The 17390-nt window shown below is 58.2% G+C and carries 16 protein-coding genes; 2 read left to right on the top strand and 14 right to left on the bottom strand.

Annotated features, from left to right (window positions below; all coding sequences use genetic code 11):
* Positions 1-11: 11 nt before the first annotated feature.
* Entirely contained in the window at positions 12-2264 is a 2253-nt protein-coding gene (locus FY528_RS20000) for an ATP-dependent helicase (RefSeq protein ID WP_373281637.1), read from the bottom strand.
* A gap of 185 nt (positions 2265-2449) precedes the next feature.
* Between FY528_RS20000 and FY528_RS19995 the strand changes: the two genes are divergently transcribed.
* A complete protein-coding gene (locus tag FY528_RS19995; protein WP_149072790.1) occupies positions 2450-3031 on the top strand; it encodes a DUF3109 family protein in 582 nt (193 codons plus the stop codon).
* 72 nt (positions 3032-3103) lie between these two features.
* Here FY528_RS19995 and FY528_RS19990 read toward each other — a convergent pair whose 3' ends face one another.
* The 13 genes from FY528_RS19990 to FY528_RS19930 all read right to left on the bottom strand — a co-directional run bounded on the left by FY528_RS19990 (position 3104) and on the right by FY528_RS19930 (position 16040).
* On the bottom strand, positions 3104-4300 hold the full coding sequence (locus tag FY528_RS19990; protein WP_149072789.1) for a hypothetical protein: 1197 nt from the start codon (positions 4298-4300) through the stop codon (positions 3104-3106).
* A gap of 290 nt (positions 4301-4590) precedes the next feature.
* Positions 4591-6402, bottom strand: coding sequence for an alpha-amylase (locus FY528_RS19985; RefSeq protein WP_187632219.1), 1812 nt, complete (start codon positions 6400-6402; stop codon positions 4591-4593).
* A gap of 238 nt (positions 6403-6640) precedes the next feature.
* On the bottom strand, positions 6641-7138 hold the full coding sequence (locus tag FY528_RS19980) for an EamA family transporter (protein ID WP_262384069.1): 498 nt from the start codon (positions 7136-7138) through the stop codon (positions 6641-6643).
* Between the two features lie 27 nt (positions 7139-7165).
* Positions 7166-8512 carry an acetyl-CoA carboxylase biotin carboxylase subunit gene (accC, locus tag FY528_RS19975; RefSeq protein WP_149072788.1) on the bottom strand — a complete coding sequence of 449 codons (1347 nt, stop codon included), beginning with the start codon at positions 8510-8512 and terminating at the stop codon, positions 7166-7168.
* Positions 8513-8619: 107 nt separating this feature from the next.
* The gene (gene accB, locus FY528_RS19970) at positions 8620-9111 is read right to left on the bottom strand and encodes an acetyl-CoA carboxylase biotin carboxyl carrier protein (RefSeq protein ID WP_149072787.1); all 492 of its coding nucleotides are present in this window, start codon (positions 9109-9111) and stop codon (positions 8620-8622) included.
* 28 nt (positions 9112-9139) lie between these two features.
* Entirely contained in the window at positions 9140-9703 is a 564-nt protein-coding gene (gene efp / locus FY528_RS19965) for an elongation factor P (RefSeq protein WP_149072786.1), read from the bottom strand.
* 166 nt (positions 9704-9869) lie between these two features.
* Entirely contained in the window at positions 9870-10883 is a 1014-nt protein-coding gene (locus FY528_RS19960; RefSeq protein WP_149072785.1) for a beta-ketoacyl-ACP synthase III, read from the bottom strand.
* 62 nt (positions 10884-10945) lie between these two features.
* Positions 10946-11887 carry a phosphate acyltransferase PlsX gene (plsX, locus tag FY528_RS19955; protein WP_149072784.1) on the bottom strand — a complete coding sequence of 314 codons (942 nt, stop codon included), beginning with the start codon at positions 11885-11887 and terminating at the stop codon, positions 10946-10948.
* 128 nt (positions 11888-12015) lie between these two features.
* Positions 12016-12240, bottom strand: coding sequence for a 50S ribosomal protein L32 (gene rpmF / locus FY528_RS19950; protein WP_149072783.1), 225 nt, complete (start codon positions 12238-12240; stop codon positions 12016-12018).
* 56 nt (positions 12241-12296) lie between these two features.
* Positions 12297-12833: a YceD family protein gene (locus FY528_RS19945; RefSeq protein WP_149072782.1), complete on the bottom strand. Its 537-nt coding sequence runs from the start codon at positions 12831-12833 to the stop codon at positions 12297-12299.
* A 78-nt stretch (positions 12834-12911) separates the two neighbouring features.
* The gene (locus tag FY528_RS19940) at positions 12912-13280 is read right to left on the bottom strand and encodes a helix-turn-helix domain-containing protein (protein ID WP_149072781.1); all 369 of its coding nucleotides are present in this window, start codon (positions 13278-13280) and stop codon (positions 12912-12914) included.
* A 225-nt stretch (positions 13281-13505) separates the two neighbouring features.
* Positions 13506-14516: a 4-hydroxythreonine-4-phosphate dehydrogenase PdxA gene (gene pdxA, locus FY528_RS19935; RefSeq protein ID WP_149072780.1), complete on the bottom strand. Its 1011-nt coding sequence runs from the start codon at positions 14514-14516 to the stop codon at positions 13506-13508.
* A 75-nt stretch (positions 14517-14591) separates the two neighbouring features.
* A complete protein-coding gene (locus FY528_RS19930; RefSeq protein ID WP_149072779.1) occupies positions 14592-16040 on the bottom strand; it encodes a leucyl aminopeptidase family protein in 1449 nt (482 codons plus the stop codon).
* A 197-nt stretch (positions 16041-16237) separates the two neighbouring features.
* Between FY528_RS19930 and rsmA the strand changes: the two genes are divergently transcribed.
* A complete protein-coding gene (gene rsmA, locus FY528_RS19925) occupies positions 16238-17026 on the top strand; it encodes a 16S rRNA (adenine(1518)-N(6)/adenine(1519)-N(6))-dimethyltransferase RsmA (protein ID WP_149072778.1) in 789 nt (262 codons plus the stop codon).
* Positions 17027-17390: the final 364 nt, after the last annotated feature.

The following is a 17390-nucleotide window of genomic DNA, read 5'->3' as shown; positions in this document are numbered from 1 at the left end:
GCGCAGGGAACTTAGTGTACCCGCAGCTTGGCGAAGGAAAGCAGCAGCGTTTTCTCGCCTACTTCCTCAAACTCAATAATGGCTTTGGTGGAGCCCTGCACGGTTTCGAGCTTGGTCACGGTGCCAAAGCCGAACTTGGGGTGCTCTACGCGCTGGCCGGTTTGCAGGTTGCTGGTGTCGGAGGGCTTGAAATCGGCGGGCGGGGTGTACTTGGTGGCGGCCAGCTTGCGCGGAGCCTGGGGGACCAAGTTGCTGCGCCGCTCAAACACGTGCCCGAACGGCGACTCGCCCGGTCCGGCGCTGCCGATGGGCCCGGCCGAGAACTTGAAGTCCACGTACTGCGGGTCGATTTCGTCGAGGAAGCGGCTTTTCTCGCAGCTGCGCAGGTTGCCCCACTGGTAGCGGGACGTGGCGTAGCTTAGGGTAAGCTTTTTCTCGGCCCGCGTAATAGCCACGTAGAACAGGCGGCGCTCCTCCTCCAGATCGGCCCGGGAGGTAATCATCATCTGGCTAGGAAAGAGGTTTTCCTCCAGGCCTACGATGTACACGTTGCGAAACTCCAGCCCCTTGGCCGAGTGGATGGTCATCAGCGTTACCTGCTCGCCTTCACTCTGGGCGTCCTTGGTGTCGGCGTCTGTAACAAGGGCAATGTCCTGCAGGAAGGCGCTGAGGCTTTTTTCTTCGCGCTCAGGATCTTCCACGAAGGCCTTGACGCCGTTCAGGAGTTCCTGGATGTTCTCGTAGCGGGAGAGGCCCTCGATGCTTTTGTCGGCGTAGAGCTCCTCAATCATGCCCGAGTTCTTGGCAATGAACTTAGCGGCCTCAAACGCATCTTCCTTGGCCGCCACGGTCGTGTACGCCTTGATTTTCTCGGCGAAGTCTACAATGGGGTTGGCCGCGCGCGTGGGCAGAAATTGGTCGGCATTGCTGACAACCTCCCAGATGGTGTGGTTTGACTCCTCAGCCGCGTTGATGAGCTTGGCAATGGTGGTGTCGCCGATGCCGCGCTTGGGGTAGTTGATGACGCGGCGCAGCGCCTGCTCGTCGTTGGGGTTCACGGTGAGGCGCAGGTAGGCTACCAAGTCTTTGATTTCCTTGCGCTGGTAAAAGCTCAGGCCGCCCACAATCTTGTACTTGATGTTGAGCTTGCGCAGGGCTTCCTCCATGGCCCGGCTCTGGGCATTGGTGCGGTACAGGATGGCAAAGTCGTCGTAGGACAAGTGCTGGTTCATCTTGTCCTCGTAGATGCTGTTGGCCACCAGCTTGCCTTCCTCGTTGTCGGAAGCGGCTTTCAGCACCTCAATCAGCGGGCCTTCCTCGTTGTCGGAGAAGACGTCTTTGCGCAGCTGGGCCTGGTTGTTTTTGATGACGGAGTTGGCCGCCTTCACAATGGTTTTGGTGGAGCGGTAGTTCTGCTCCAGCTTGAACACCTGCAGCTCGGGGTAGTCCTTCTCAAAGTTGAGAATGTTCTGAATATCGGCCCCGCGGAAGGCGTAGATGCTCTGGGCGTCGTCGCCCACCACGCAAATGTTGCGGTCCTTGGCGGCCAGCTTACGGGCAATCAGGTACTGGGAGTAGTTGGTGTCCTGGTACTCGTCCACCATCACGTACCGGAAAATGTGCTGGTACTTGTTCAGCACATCGGGGTGGTCCTTGAACAAGACGTTGGTCTGGTAGAGCAGGTCGTCGAAGTCCATGGCCCCGGCCTTGAAGCAGCGGTTGGCGTACTGCTGGTAAATCACGCCCAGCTTGGGCCGCATCGAGGCTTCGTCGTCCTGGCGGATGACGGGGTCATTCAGGTACTGCTGCACCGAAATCAGCTTGTTCTTGGCCGAGGAAATCCGGCTCAGCACCATGTTGGGCTTATACATCTTGTCGTCCAGCTCCAGCTCCTTCAGAATCTGGCCGATGAGGGTTTTACTGTCCTGGGTGTCGTAGATGGTGAAGGAGCGGGGGTATCCGATTTTATCGGCCTCAGAGCGTAGAATGCGGGCGAAGATGCTGTGGAAGGTGCCCATCCACAAGTTCTTAGCATTCGGGCCCACCACTTTCTCGATGCGGGCGCGCATTTCCTTGGCCGCCTTGTTGGTGAAGGTGAGGGCCAGGATGTGAAACGGGTCAACGCCCTGCTCCAGCAGGTTGGCAATGCGGTAGGTGAGCACCCGGGTTTTGCCCGAGCCCGCGCCGGCTATAATCATGCAGGGCCCGTCGATTTGCATCACGGCGGCCGCCTGCGAAGGGTTCAATAACGAAAGATAATCCAGTCCCATGCGAAAGTCAGTCGGAAACTAAGCTTGTTGGCTTGTTAGCAAAGGTACGGCTTTGCCACCGCGTGACGAAACGGGGTTATCTTTGTGTTTCCGATTTCCCGCAGAAGGTTTCGCCGAATACGCAGAACATTCTGCGCCCCCTGCGAAACCTTCTGCGCCCTCTGCGGGAACCCACTGCCATGATTATCATTCAAAATACCGTCATTTCCGACGACGTTCGGGACAACTTCTTTGTCTGCAACCTCGAGGCCTGTAAAGGGGCCTGCTGCGTGGAGGGCGACCTGGGCGCGCCGCTGGAAACCGCCGAGCTGGCCATTTTGGAGCAGGAGTACGAGAACATTAAGCCCTTTTTGACGGAGGCCGGCCGCGCCGCTATTGAAGAGCAAGGCCTCTACATCAAAGACTGGGAGGACGACTACAGCACTACTACCATCAACGACCGGGAGTGCGCCTACGCCCTCTACGATGAGCGGGGTATTCTCAAGTGCGGCATCGAGGAAGCCTATCTGGCCGGGGCTACCTCGTTCAAAAAGCCCATCAGTTGCCACCTATACCCCATCCGCATCACCAAGTACGAGGACTTCGAGGCCCTGAACTACGACCGGTGGAACATCTGCAACCCGGCCTGCTCATTCGGGGCCAACTTGGGCGTGCGCATCTACCAGTTCCTGAAGGAGCCCCTGATTCGCAAGTACGGCGAGGCGTGGTACGGGGAGCTGGTGACGGAAATTGAGACGAACAGCCCGCCGGTTAACTCTTAGATTAAGCAAACGCCGGCCGGGTAGTGCGTTACGGTCCGGGATTCTTGGCCGCTGATTGAAGTTGGTAGTCCTTTACTTCATCAAGTCCCGCCGCATCTTCAAGGACAGGCGCAAGGAGTCCTGCCGCCAGCGGCCCAGCAAACGAAGCGTGTCCGGCTTGGCCAGCGTGTACTGCCAGGGGCGGGGGGCACCGTACTCGTTGTTTTCGCTGCGGGCAATGAGCTGCAGAACCAATTGGGGCTGCGCCGAGTCGGGTTCCGTTATGAACCGGTCGCGGCGGAAGGCGTTGCGTAGCACGGCGTTGGCCGCCTGAAAGTAGGCGCGGGACGGCCAGGCTGAGTCGGTGGCGGCAACCGGCTGCCAGCGGCCCGCCGTCCACCGCTCGGCTTGCACGGTTTCCCACACGCCGGTAACGGGCAGCACCTGGGCCTGCTCGGCGGCGTAGGCCCGAACGCCAATGGTGTCCTGCCCCACGACATAGAGCATAGCCAGTGTGAGCGGGGTGCCCAGGCCCCAGTATACCCAGCGCCCCCGCGGCCCGAAGCGGGCCCCCGTGGCAGGCAGGGTGCGGGGGGCGGCCGGGCGGTGCAAAATGAAGAACTGCCAGAGCCGGTCAGCATCCTGGGCCAGGAGCAGCAGCGCCAGGGCCAGGTACGTGCCCGAGCCAATCTTCACGCACACGTCGAAAAACAGGTTGATGACGAACACGTTGAGCATCACCACCGTGGCAACAAAAGCACCCAGGGTGCGGGTACGACGAAACAACAGCAGCACTGCCGGCAGGACCTCGCCCCACCCCAGAAATTGCTGATACGCCCGCGAATAGCCAAAAAACTGCCAGGCCACGCGCATGGGCGTCAGCTCGGCCGGGGGCGTATCGAGGTTGGCCCACAGGCGTGGAAACTGGGTGGCAAACACTTTCGAGCTACCATAGACAAACAGCTGCATGCTCAGGTACAGGACAATCACGTCGAGCAAGACGGCCCCCACGGCCCACCGCCGCTTCGTCCACTGCTGAGCCAGCGCCAGGCTGATGCCGGTCAACAAACCCCAACTCAGTCCAACGCGGAGGGCCAGCCATTGCGGTGGGGTATCCCCGCAACTTGAGCTTACCTCGGCCAGCGGCTCAATCAGTCCCAAGGCTACGGATGCTTCGTACAGCCACGGGGCTAGCACCAGTCCGAGGCCTGCGGCGGCGGCCACGGTATTCAGTTGGTGCCAGCCGGAGGGGCGCGGGCGCAGTTCGGGAGAAGCGGGGGAGGAGGACATTAGTAGCAAATACAGTAGTGTTTGAATATAGAATACAAGCTCCTAAAGTCAAGCATTGGATTTACTTAGGCAGTCGAAGAGAAACAACTGGAACGGGCCGACTTGCGGTAGGTAGTTGCTTGCTCAACCCGCCGCTTTCCCCGGGGTATATGCCCACGGGTGGCCTCGTGAAAGCGGGCACCGTTCCTAACTTTGGAAGGAGCGGATGCTGAGCTTTGGAGCAACGGGGGGCAGATAATAAAACAGGCCGCCTACGAGGTAGGCGGCCTGTTGTTAGGCTGTCAAGGCAATTACTGCCAGGTGTCGGTGCGCGTCATGCTGGTGCCCGAGGGCGTGAAGGTGCGGTTGGAACCGCCTTCCCAGAGCACGTTGCCGGCCCCATCCTTGCGGATGTACTTGTACTGCACGCTCACACCGCTGGTCAGGCTTACGGTGCCTTTCCACACAGGCCAAGTGGCGCCGCTGAGCTTAATGGCGTTGGCGGTGTTCCAGCTGCCCAACTGGGCGGTGCTGCCCACTACGTATACATCCTGACCCGTTACGGTGTTGCTGTAGTTGACGTTAAATGAAACGGCCGTGGTGCCCGTGGGTGGTGGCGGGGGAGGAGGCGTGCCACCGGGTACCCATACGGCGTAGCTGCGGGCATTTACCGGGAAGTTGCCGGTGCCGTTGGCATCAGTGGTTACAGTGCCGCTGGTGTTGCCGGTTTTGTCGGTCAGCGTAGCGTTCTTGAAGGGCGTGGTCAGGGTTTTGGTGCGGGCCGAGCCGCCGTCGTTGAGCAACATCAGCAAACCAGCGTGCGAAGAGTCGCCAGCGCGGGAGTAAGCGTATACGTCGGCGTCGTTGGCGCTGGTGTACTCCAAGGCAGCGCCGTAGGCGTTGGCCTGGCGAATCCCGATGAGGGTCTTGATCTGGTTGCCCAGGCCGTAGTTGTAGTAGTCTTTGTAGAACACGCAGGGGTAGCCGTTGGCCCGGGTCAGGATGTAGGCGTAGGCTAGCATCTTCAGGTTGGTCACGGGCGAGTACAGGGCGCCGGGGTGGTCGGTATCGTGGTTATCCACGAACGACACGGACAGCGTGGGGTTCGACTCGGTGAAGCCGGCGAACTGCAGGCCGCGCATATCCCAGGCTCCGTTGCCATTGCTCATGTCCTGGAAGGTGTAGTGCAGGGGCACATCGAAGAGGCTGGTACGCCCACCCGTAGCGGCGGCATAGTTCTTCAGATCCTGCAGGTTACGGAACCAAGCCTCCGACACGGCAAAGCGGCCACTGGTGCCCTTCACAGCATCCAGCCACTGGTTTACGTAGGGCGTATAGATGTGCTTGGTGGCGTCCAGACGGTAGCCGTCAAGTTGTAGCTTAGTGGTAATCCAGTTACCCCAGTTGATGGTTTCGGTGGCGTTGGCGGAGTTATTGTTGTACTGAATTTCCGAGCCCAGCAGGTTATCGTAGGCGTCGTTGTTGGCGTAGGGCTGGAAGTCCCAGCTTTTCCACTGGTACCAGCCATTGTTGGGCGCCTGCTGCGTGCCAGTAAAGTTGTTGAAGGTATACTTGTAGGAGCTGTAGGTGTTGCCGCGGCCAGGGAAGTTGAACTTGGTATACACCAGGTTACCGTTCACATTTTCCTGCGCATCGGCCCAGGTCAGGTGGTTCATCACCATGTCCTCGTACACCTGAATGCCTTGGCCGTGCAGCGAAGTAATAGCCGATTGCAGCTGGCCGATGGTGCCATAGCGGGTAGCCACGGTGCCTTTCTGATTGAATTCGCCTAGGTCGTAGCGGTCGTACACGCCGTAGCCTACATCGGCCTGGCTGCCACCTTTGTACGCCGGGGGTAGCCAGAGGGCCGTAATGCCAGCTGCTTTCAGTTCCGCGGCCCGGGAGCCCAGCACCTGCCACCAAGTACCTTGGGCGTTACTAATGGGCACATCCCAGTAAAAAGCCTGCATCATCACGCCATTCACCGCCACGGCGTTCTTGGTAGTAGTGGCAGTCATGGGTGCCTGCGTCCGGCCAGGCTGCACCTGATCTTTCGTGCACGAGGACACAAGGGTGCCCGTAGCTGACAGCCCTAGCAGGGCCGCCGCAAGTAATTTTTTCATGAATGGTGGGTTTTTGTAAGAGAGATTATGCTAGCAATACTAGGTATAATCCTAGGAAATATTGGAATAGAATTTTGGCATTTTTAGCCTGCATTCTACGGGTGAGTAATCACTCAAAACGTTGAACTACAGCATTTTAAACGTTTGTGTTAATTTGCTTATGGCGAAATTTCGCCTTTAAAAAGTATTCGCTAATAATTAATTAGTACAATTGTCTGGTTGAGGTTGAGAAGATGACCTAACGCCAGACTAAAATCAGCGTGCCAAGCAGGATGAAACCGGCGCCCAAACCAGTCTGCCAGGTCAGCTTTTCGCCCAGAAAAACTACCGCCAGGAGGATGGCCAGCGCTACGCTGAGTTTGTCTACTGGCGCCACCTGCGTCACGGTTCCAAGCTGCAGGGCCTTGAAATAAAAGAGCCACGATAAGCCTGTTGCCAGGCCCGATAACCCAAGAAACAACAGCGTGGTGCGTGATAAGTGCTGTACCTGGGCCAGCCCACCGCGAAAGCAGACAACGCCCCAGGCCAACACGAGAATAACAACGGTGCGCAGGGCAGTAGCCAGGTTAGAGTCTACATTTTTTACCCCGACTTTAGCCAAAATGGCCGTTAAAGCGGCGAAAACAGCCGAAAGCAACGCGTAAAACCACCACATAGGCAAAGGGAAAAGTGGGCACTCACTCAGCATAATTGCAACGGCTACCACACAACAATGCCCGGCTTGCTGGCCGGGCATTGCAGGTAAATAACCACGTTCTCAGCGTTACAGCAACGAGAAATCAAACGAAGACTCCAGGAATTTGGTGGTAAAGTTACCTTCCTTGAAGTCGGCATTGTCCATGAGGGCGAGGTGAAAGGGAATAGTGGTTTTCACTCCCTCTACTACAAACTCGCTCAGGGCGCGCTTCATTTTTACGATGCACTCCTCCCGCGTCTGGGCCACGGTAATAAGCTTGGCAATCATGGAGTCGTAGTTGGGCGGAATCTGGTAGCCCGCGTACACGTGCGTATCCACGCGCACCCCGTGGCCGCCGGGAATGTGCAGCGTGGTGATTTTGCCGGGCGAAGGGCGGAAATCCTTCGAGGGGTCCTCGGCATTGATGCGGCACTCCATGGCGTGCATCTTGGGGTAGTAGCTGGTGCCCGAAATCGGGATGCCCGCGGCTACTTTTATCTGCTCCTTAATAAGGTCGTAGTTGATGATTTCCTCCGTCACAGGATGCTCCACCTGGATGCGGGTGTTCATCTCCATGAAATAGAAGTCCCGGTTTTTGTCGACCAGGAACTCAATGGTGCCTACGCCTTCGTAGTTGATGGCCGAGGCGCCGGCAATGGCGGCCTTGCCCATCTTCTCGCGCAGGTCGTCCGTCATGAAGGGCGAAGGCGCTTCTTCCACCAGCTTCTGGTGGCGGCGCTGAATGCTGCAGTCGCGCTCCGAGAGGTGACACACGCGGCCGTACTGGTCGCCGCAGATCTGAATCTCGATGTGGCGGGGTTCCACCACAAACTTCTCCAGATACACGCCATCGTTGCCGAAAGCGGCTTTGGCTTCGGTGCGGGCGTCGTTCCAGGCCTTCTCAAACTCGTCCTCGGAGTTGATGATGCGCATGCCGCGTCCACCACCGCCGGCCGTAGCCTTCAGAATAACCGGGTACTTGATTTTGGCCGCCACCTTCTTACCCTGCTCCACGGAGTCGAGCAGGCCGTCGGAGCCGGGAATGCAGGGCACGCCGGCTTTCTTCATGGTGTCCTTGGCCGAGGCCTTGTCGCCCATCTGGTTGATCATCTCGGGCGAGGCCCCGATGAACTTGATGCCGTTTTCCTGGCACACGCGCGAGAATTCGGCGTTTTCACTCAGGAAGCCGTAGCCCGGGTGAATGGCATCGGCATTGGTGATTTCGGCGGCCGCAATCAGGGTGGGAATGCTCAGGTAGCTCTGCGAAGAAGCGGGTGGGCCAATGCACACGGCCTCATCGGCAAAGCGCACGTGCAGGCTTTCCTTGTCGGCGGTGGAGTACACGGCCACCGTCTTAATGCCCATTTCCTTGCAGGTGCGAATAATGCGCAGCGCAATTTCGCCCCGGTTAGCAATCAGTATTTTTTTGAACACAGCTCTAGGGTAGATGTGAGAAATGAGAGCTTAGAACTTAGACGAGAGACGGCGCGCGGCCAACTCCACAATTCTAAGTTCTAAGCTCTGCTTGCTCAGTTCTGAAATTACATCGGCTCGATGAGGAACAGGGGCTGGTCGTACTCCACGGGGGAGGCGTTTTCCACCATGGCCTTCACAATGCGGCCCGAGTGCTCGGCTTCGATTTCGTTGAAGAGCTTCATGGCCTCGATGATGCAGATAACCTGGCCTTTCTCTACCAAGTCGCCCACTTGTACAAACAGCGGGGCATCCGGGGAGCTGCTGCGGTAGAAGGTGCCAATCATCGGCGCTTTCAGGGGCACGTAGTTGCCACCAGCGGCTTCGGCCGCGGGAGCGGCGGGGGCACTGGGAGCAGCCGGGGCAGGAGCTGGAGCCGCTACTGGGGCCGGAGCGGCCGGGGCCGGAGCCGGAGCAGCCATGGCTACGCCGCTGCTCACTACCTTGGTGCTGGGCTCACGCTGTACCGAAATCTTAAACTCCTCGGTTTCAATGTTTACTTTGTTCAGGCCCGACTTGGCAATAAAGTCAATCAGGTCTTGCAGTTCTTTGGCTTTCATGGCGGCGGCTGAGGGCTTATTGGGCTGCTTATTTGACTCTTTCGACATAGGAGTAGTCGCTGGTCTTGATGCGAATTTTGGTGTCAGTATCAATAAACAGCGGCACCTGAATGCGGGCACCCGTTTCCACGGTGGCGGGCTTTAGCGTGTTGGTGGCGGTGTCGCCACGCAGGCCCGGCTCGGTGTACGTTACCACCAGCTCCACCGTGGTGGGCAGCTCGGCCGTGAGGGGCTGCTCGGTTTCGGCGTGGAACAGGATGGTGACCACCTGGCCCTCTTTCATGAGGTCGGCAAATGGCACCATGGCCTCCGGCAGCACTACCTGCTCAAAGCTTTCATTGTCCATGAACGTAAAGCCGTACTCATCTTTATAGAGGTACTGGTGGGGGCGCTGCTCCACGCGGGCGGTTTCCACTTTCACCCCGGCATTGAACGTGTTGTCAATCACGCGGCCGGTTTTGATGTTGCGGAGCTTGGTACGCACGAAGGCCGGGCCTTTGCCGGGCTTCACGTGCTGGAATTCGGTGATGACGTGCAGCTCGTTGTTGTAGTTCAACACGAGCCCATTGCGAAAGTCGGCAGTAGTGGCCATGGGGTGGGAGATTGGAATTAGTAATTAAGAATTAGTAATGAAGAATGAGCTGGAACAGGCAAAAAACCAAGGTCCAGGTAAAGCGTCAGCCTTCCTCATTACTGCTTCACTCTTACTTGCAGCCGCAAGTATAGAGGTTTTCCGCGTGCGTGCCGCCTAAACCGGTTTAGATGCCGGTTGCAACGGGCGCACCGTCGTATGCCCACTTCACGTAGAGCGCCCCCCAGGTGAAGCCGCCGCCGAAAGCAGCGAAAATCAAGTCGTCGCCTTTCTTAAGCTGGCTTTCGTAATCGGCTAGGCACAGCGGAATGGTACCATTGGTGGTATTGCCGAACCGGTGGATGTTGAGCATCACTTTTTCCGGCCCGATGCCCACGCGGTTGGCCGTGGCGTCGATGATGCGCTTGTTGGCCTGGTGGGGAACCAGCCAAGCTATATCGTCGGCCGTGAGGTGGTTGCGCTCTGCCACCAGAGCAGCTGTGTCGGCCATGTTGGTTACGGCAAACTTGAACACCGTGGAGCCTTCCTGGTAGATATAATGCTCGCGGTTGGCTACCGTTTCGGCCGTTGGCGGGCGGCGGCTACCACCGGCTTTCTGGTGCAGGTAGCGGGCGCCGTTGCCATCAGAGTGCAGCTGCTGGTCGAGCAGGCCGTAGCCCTCGGTGTTAGGCTCCAGCAGCACGGCCGCCGCGCCATCCCCGAAGATAATGCAGTTGGCGCGGTCGGTGTAATCCACAATGGACGACATCTTATCAGCGCCTACTACCACTACTTTTTTGTAGTTGCCGGTTTGAATAAACTGCGCGCCGGTGGTGAGGGCGAACAGGAAGCCTGAGCAGGCCGCCTGCATGTCGAAGCCAAAGGCTTTGGTAGCGCCTACGCCGGCCGTAATGAGGTTGGCCGTGGCCGGAAACACCATGTCGGGCGTGGTGGTGGCGCAAATCAGCAGGTCGATGTCCTCGGCCCGGGTACCCGTTTTGGCCAGCAGCTGCTCCACGGCCTTGATGCCCATCACGGACGTGCCCTGGTCTTCGCCCTTCAGAATACGGCGCTCTTTAATACCGGTGCGGGTGGTAATCCACTCATCGGTGGTATCCACCAGAGTTTCGAGCTCCTGGTTGGTTAGTACGTAATCGGGTACATAGGCACCCACTCCGGTAATGGCAGCGGTAACTTTCATCGAAAACGAGAAAACGAAAAAGCGCGGCTAAGAAAAAGTCCGGCCGGGGCCGGACTTAGTCGCTAGGACTTGAAGGTGGATTTTATCTGGTCGGAAATACCAGAGTGCGCCATTTGGTAGCCTTGCATGAGCATGTTGCAGATGGCTGCAGGCGTGCTCACTCCGTGCCCGATGATGGCGTTGTCGTTGATGCCCAGAATGGGGGAGCCGCCCACTGCTTCGTAGTTGAACTTGTCGAAGAAGGGGTCGTGCAGTTTTTTTTCGGCCATGATGTCGTAAATCGACTCAGCCATTTTCAGCAACACATTGCCGGTGTAGCCGTCACAGACGATAACGTCGGCCCGGTCATTGAACAGGTCGCGCCCCTCGATATTGCCAATAAAGTGAATATGGGGATTCACTTTCAGCAGGTTGTGTGCTGCCTGCAAAAGCGTGGTGCCTTTGCCTTCCTCTTCGCCGAGGTTCATGAGGCCCACTTTAGGCTGCTCGATGCCCAGCACATACTGGGCATATAAAGAGCCCAACTCTCCAAATTGCTCCAGCATTTCGGGCTTGCACTCCGCATTGGCGCCCACGTCGAGCATGATGCCAAAGCTGCCGTGCAATTTGGGAACGAAGTTCGCAATGGCCGGCCGCAGCACGCCGGGTACGGCTTTCACGCTGAACATGGCGCCTACCAGCATAGCGCCAGTATTGCCCGCCGAGCAAAAGGCTTCTACCTCGCCCGCGTGGAGCATACGGTAGCCCACGGCAATGCTGGAATCCTGTTTCTGTTGATAGGCTTTGGCCGGGTGTTCACCCATTTCGATGATCTGCGAAGCAGAAACGAATTGGAGGTCAGCCGCGGCTGCACCGTGTTGTGCCAGCAAGGGCTGCACAGCGTCTTCCTGACCAATCAGCACTATCTGGGCTTTGCCGGCCAGGGCCTTAGCCGCCAGTACCGCGCCATCGACCGCAGCCTGGGGGGCAAAGTCGCCCCCCATAGCGTCCAGGGCTATCTTCATGTACGAACGTTCAAGATGTCTTGGAGAGTACCCCCGGGCACCTCTTGCCGCCCGCCAGGGGCAACAAGAGGCGCCGCCGCCTCATACCGAGGAACAGAGGGGAGAGGGAAGGTCAGGGAGGGCGGAGGCTATTCTTCGTCCGTATCGGCCGCGGCGGCCGTGGCTACGGGCGCGTAGTCCTTGATGGCTACTTTACCGTTCAGGTACAGGTCGCCGTCAACTACGTAGGCTTTGTGACGCAGGTGCAACTCACCCGTGTTCTGGCAAATGGAAACTGGCTTCGGAGTCAGTTTATAGTGGGTACGACGCTTTCTGCGAACTGCGCTGGAGGTCCGGCGTTTAGGATGTGCCATGTTGAAAAGAAATTAGAAAAGATGAAGTAAAGAATGAAGAATTAGCTGAACACAGTCTAATTCAGGTTTTTCAGCGCGTTCCAGCGCGGGTCAATGCCGTCGTTGTCGTCATCCTCATCGTCGCCCTCTTGGCGGGTGGTGAAGATGAGCTTGGTTTCAGCTTCGGGGTTCTCATCGGGCTCATTCTGGAAGCGGGGGTGCAGCTTCTTCATGGGCAGGGCCAGCCCGATGTAATCGAACAGGTGCTGGGCGATGGGTAGCGTCTGGGTGTCCTGGGTAATTTGCAGGACGTTATCATCCAGTTCCACCTCCCGGTCGCCGTAGCGCACCAGTAGCTGCTCCTGAATATCCAGGGGCTGATCGTACTCATCCAGGCTACGGTCGCAGATCAGGCGTACGGTGCCCTTGATAGCGAAGTCCAGCGTCAGAAGCCGGTCCGTTTTGTGGAGCGTTACGTCGGCGTGCAGGTTGCCGTCGGGAATTAGCTGCTGGTCGAACTGCTCGAAGAACGCACGGTCCAGCTCAAACGCGAAATGGTGCGTTTTGTCGGCTAGTTTGGCAATGGCCAAGTCAAATTGAGCGTCTTTTTTCACGAGTCAAGTAAATAGCAGGGGGCAAAAGTAGGAAGATTTTGCCGGGATGAAAAGGCAGGCTATATAACGGGAATCAAGTCAGGCGTTCTTGAGAATGAAGTCTGACGGGATGCCCAGCCGCTCGTACAGGCGCTTGGCCAAGTCGAGGGTAACGCGCCGTTTACCGCTCAGGATCTGGGAGAGGCGGCCCGCAGGTACTTCGAGAAGTTGGGCCAGCTCCTTTTGCTTGAGGCGCATTTGTTGGCGCTTCAGCTCGATCATTTCAGCCAGGGAAGTGGGCAGGTTGGGAATGGGCAGCAGCCCCAGCTTGCTTTCGTAGGTGTCGAGGGCCACAATCAGCTCCCGAAACTCTACTTCCAGCGCCGCATTGCCCTCCACCCCAGCTGCCACCAGCGCATCAAGGCGCCGCAGGGCCGTGCGGTAATCAGCGGGGGTTTGAAGCGTCATGGAAGCAGTGAAAAAGCAGAAAGCAGGGAAGAGGCCACAAAGCTACGGCATAGTTCTGAATCAGCAAAGAAAATTTCACTTTTGGAAAGAATATTTCACCCTGGTAAGTGGGGTTCAGTTGTGCTTTCAACCCAAATAAACGGCCTACGGAGCGCTAAAAGAGGCTTTGTCGCTTGACAATGCTCCTTTCAGTGCCCCGTAGATCAATAGCCAAAAGGCCCGGTACTACTTCGTTTGCAGTTGCTCTTTCCGCCGGCGTACTAAGTCGCAAGCCAGGTATAAGGCCTCCCGGAACGAAGTTTCGTCGGCTTTGTATTGGCCGGCCAAGCCATAAGCCGTACCGTGGTCGGGAGAAGTGCGGATAGCCGATAAGCCCGCCGTGAAATTTACGCCCCGCTCGAAGGCTAAGGTTTTAAAAGGAATCAGTCCCTGGTCGTGGTAGAGGGAAAGGGTGGCATCGAACTGTCGGAACTGCCCGGTGCCAAAGTAGCCGTCGGCTGGGTAGGGGCCATACACGAGGTGGCCTTCGTCCTGGAGCTGGCGCAGCACCGGGGTCACGGTATCGGCTTCCTCTGTACCTAGAAGGCCGTTTTCGCCCGCATGGGGGTTCAGCCCCAGCACCGCTACGCGGGGTTTCAGAATGCCGAAGTCGTGCTGGAGGGAGTGCAGCAAAATCCGCAGTTTGGTGGTGAGCAGGGCTGGGGTAACGCGGGCCGAAACATCTTTTAGGGGGATGTGGCCGGTGGCCGTAGCCACGCGCAGATCTTCGCTCACGAGCAGCATCAGGCTTTCGCGGGCTTCGAAAAAGCTGGTCAAAAACTCCGTGTGGCCGGGGTAGCGGAAGTCATCGGCCTGGGTATTCTCCTTGCTGATGGGGGCTGTTACCATGGCATCGAGTAGGCCGGCTTTCAGGTCGCGGGCGGCGGCGAGCAGGCTCTGGCGGGCGGCGCGGCCACTGGCTTCGGAGGGCTGGCCGGGGGTGAGGGCGAAGTCATCTTCCCAGCAGGTCACGGCGTTGTGTTTGCCCAGAGCAATATCCTGGGCCGCGCGCACTTGCCGGAACGTCAGCGGCTCGGCTCCCTGGGCTACGGGGAAGTCGTCGAACAGCGCGGTAGCGGTGCCATACACCACGGGCGTGCAGAACTTCAGCAGCCGCGCATCCAGAAACGTTTTGTAGATGATTTCGGGCCCGATGCCGGCCAGGTCGCCGACGGAAATACCAATGCGTGGAAGCATTCTGTAACTGTACTAATTAGAGGATAAGCAGGGCATATAGTCCCTGCCAGCAAGGGTAGAAGGCTTAGGCCCAGGCTACACTTTGCTTTTCAGAAATTCGTAGGTGAGACGCACAGCCGTGCCGGTGCCGCCTTTGCCGCGGTAGGAGTCGGGGGCGGCCAGAAACGCCGGCGCTGCAATGTCGAAGTGTACCCAGGGGTAGCCCTCGGTGAAGCGCTCCAGAAACTTGCCGGCCGAAATGGCCCCGGCTTCGGCCTTGCCCAGGTTGTTGATATCGGCCAGGTCGCTCTTGATGTGGTCGGCGTACTCGTCCCAGAGCGGAAATTCCACCAGCCGCTCGTGGGTGCGGTGGCCGGCCTGCTTGAGGGCGCTCAACGTTTCCTCATCGGCCGTGCCCATGCACACGATGCCTTCCTTGCCGATGGCGCGGGCCGCCGAACCGGTAAGCGTGGCAAAATCCAGCACCAATTCGGGGTTGTACTTCTTGGCGAAGGCCAGCGCATCGGCCAGCAGCAGGCGGCCTTCGGCGTCGGTGTTCAGTACTTCTACCGTGAGGCCGCTGTACATGGTGATGACGTCGCCCGGGGCGAAGGCCATGCCGCCGGGGCGGTTGTCAGTGGCCGGCACGAGGCCAATAACGTGAAGGGGAACCTGATTTTTGGCCAGAGCATACAGAGTGCCCACCACGGCTGCACCGCCGGCCATATCGCACTTCATCGTGTCCATGCCGCCGGCCGTGGGCTTGAGGCTCAGGCCGCCGGTGTCGTAGACCACACCTTTGCCCACCAGCACAATGGGCTGCTGGTTGGTAGCTGTGGCGGGCTTGTACTCCATGATGGTGAACGTAGGCGGCTCGGGGCTGCCCTGGTTGACGGCCAGCAGGCCGCCCATGCGCAGGGCCTCAATCCGCACCAGGTCCAGTACTTCCACGTGAAAGCCTGCGTCGGCGCCGGCCGCTTCCATCTGCTCGGCAAACTGAGTGGCGTTGAGCTTGTTTTGGGGAGCATTTACTAGGTCGCGGGCCAGGTATACGCCGGCCAGCACACCCTCCAGCTCCTGTACCTGTTCTGCCGTAACGCTGGCACCTACCAGGGTAAGGCGCTGCAAATGCGGAGCCTGCTTGGATTTTTCGTCGGTCTTGTAGCCGGTAAACTGGTAGGCGCTGAGGGCCAGCCCTTCGGCTAGGTACAGCGCCCCGGTTTCCGTCAGATCCTGCACAAACAGCTCTTTTACCTTGTCTTGCTTAACGAGGGCGTGCAGCTGGTGGCCGCTTTTGCGCAGGGCTTCGGCGCTCAGAGCAGCTGTTTTCTTTTCCTCGGCTACCACATAGTAGTGGTGGTGGGAATACTGGTTGATGCGAATCAGCTTTACGTCGGCGGCCAGCTGCTCGGCTACGTACTGGCGCACGGGGGCGGGCAGGTCGGCGGCGGTTTCAACGGAAAGCTCCCTGGTGCCGGCCGGGAGAATGAAAACGGTGTCGGCAATGGACGGAAAATCGGCGGCGTAGGCTAATTGAAGCGGCATGAGAAGGAAAATAGACCGTTTATTCTCCGGAAGGAAGGCTCCGCCGCGCATAGTGAGCAGCACCGGCCCTACCTTTGGGGTAGCGAAGGTAAGCCTTTTAGGAATGAAGAATAAGGCGTGAAGAATGAGGAATAAGCCAACGGCTGTTCCCTTGTTTTCATTTCTCATTCTTCACGCCTCATTCTTCATTCTCCCCTATGGATTCCGTTAAAGCCAAAAAGCACCTCGGGCAGCACTTTCTCAACGACCCCAACATTGCCCGCAACATTGTGGAGGCCCTACGCCTGCCCGATGGGGTGACGGAAGTGCTGGAAATCGGGCCGGGTATGGGCGTGCTTACTCAAACGCTGCTCCAGCACCAAGAGTACCGCACCGCCGTGGTGGAAATTGACCGCGAGTCGGTGGCGTACTTGCAGCAACACTACCCGGCGCTGGAAGGCCGCATCTACTCCCAGGATTTCCTGAAAATGGACCTGGGCAAGCTCTACGCCGGGCAGCCCCTGAGCATCATCGGCAACTTTCCCTACAACATCAGCTCCCAAATTTACTTCCAGGTGCTGGCCCACCGCCAGCAGGTGCGCGAGTGCGTGGGCATGATTCAGAAGGAAGTGGCCGACCGCCTGGCCGAGGGCCCCGGCTCTAAAACCTACGGCATTCTGAGCGTGCTACTGCAGGCATTCTACGACATTGAGTACCTGTTTACGGTGCCCCCGCACGTGTTCAGTCCCCCGCCCAAGGTGCAGTCGGCCGTCATCCGCCTCACCCGCAACCAGACGGTGTCCCTGGCCTGCGACGAGAAGCTGTTTTTCCGGGTAGTGAAGCAGGCTTTCCAGACGCGCCGCAAAACGCTGCGCAATGCCCTCAAGCCCTTTGGCATGCCGCCCGAAGCTACCACCGACGCCATCTTCGACAAGCGCGCTGAGCAGCTCAGCGTGCAGGATTTCGTGGGGCTGACGCAGCACGTAGAGGCGCATAAGACGGCGTAGGAAGGTATAATTCGTGCCGGATCAGTCAGGGGCCGAGCTATTGGTAGTGCCGTTCAAAAAATGATCAAAAGCAAACAGCACAGGCCCTTGACACTATGAAAACTGCTCATTGGCTCTCCTTGCTTCTATTTATATGTGCATTTTTTCAGCCGTTTATCATGATCAGCACTCGCAGGTTGAAAGAAAGATTCCTGTCAGATAACCAAAAACAATTGCTGGATAAAGCAGCGCGAGTAGTGTTTACCCTAGGGAGTGTGGACAGTGGTCGTAGCTTAGCGGCATGCTACGCCGCCATGAATTAAGCGAACGGGAATGGAAATTGGTCGAACCGCACACTTTGGGTCGTCCGGGTACGGGTGGGGGC

Origin of the sequence: Hymenobacter lutimineralis (genome assembly GCF_008271285.1) — a bacterium.
GTDB lineage: Bacteria > Bacteroidota > Bacteroidia > Cytophagales > Hymenobacteraceae > Hymenobacter > Hymenobacter lutimineralis.
Note: the sequence above shows the minus strand (reverse complement) of the source record. Positions and strands in the feature narration are given on the sequence as shown.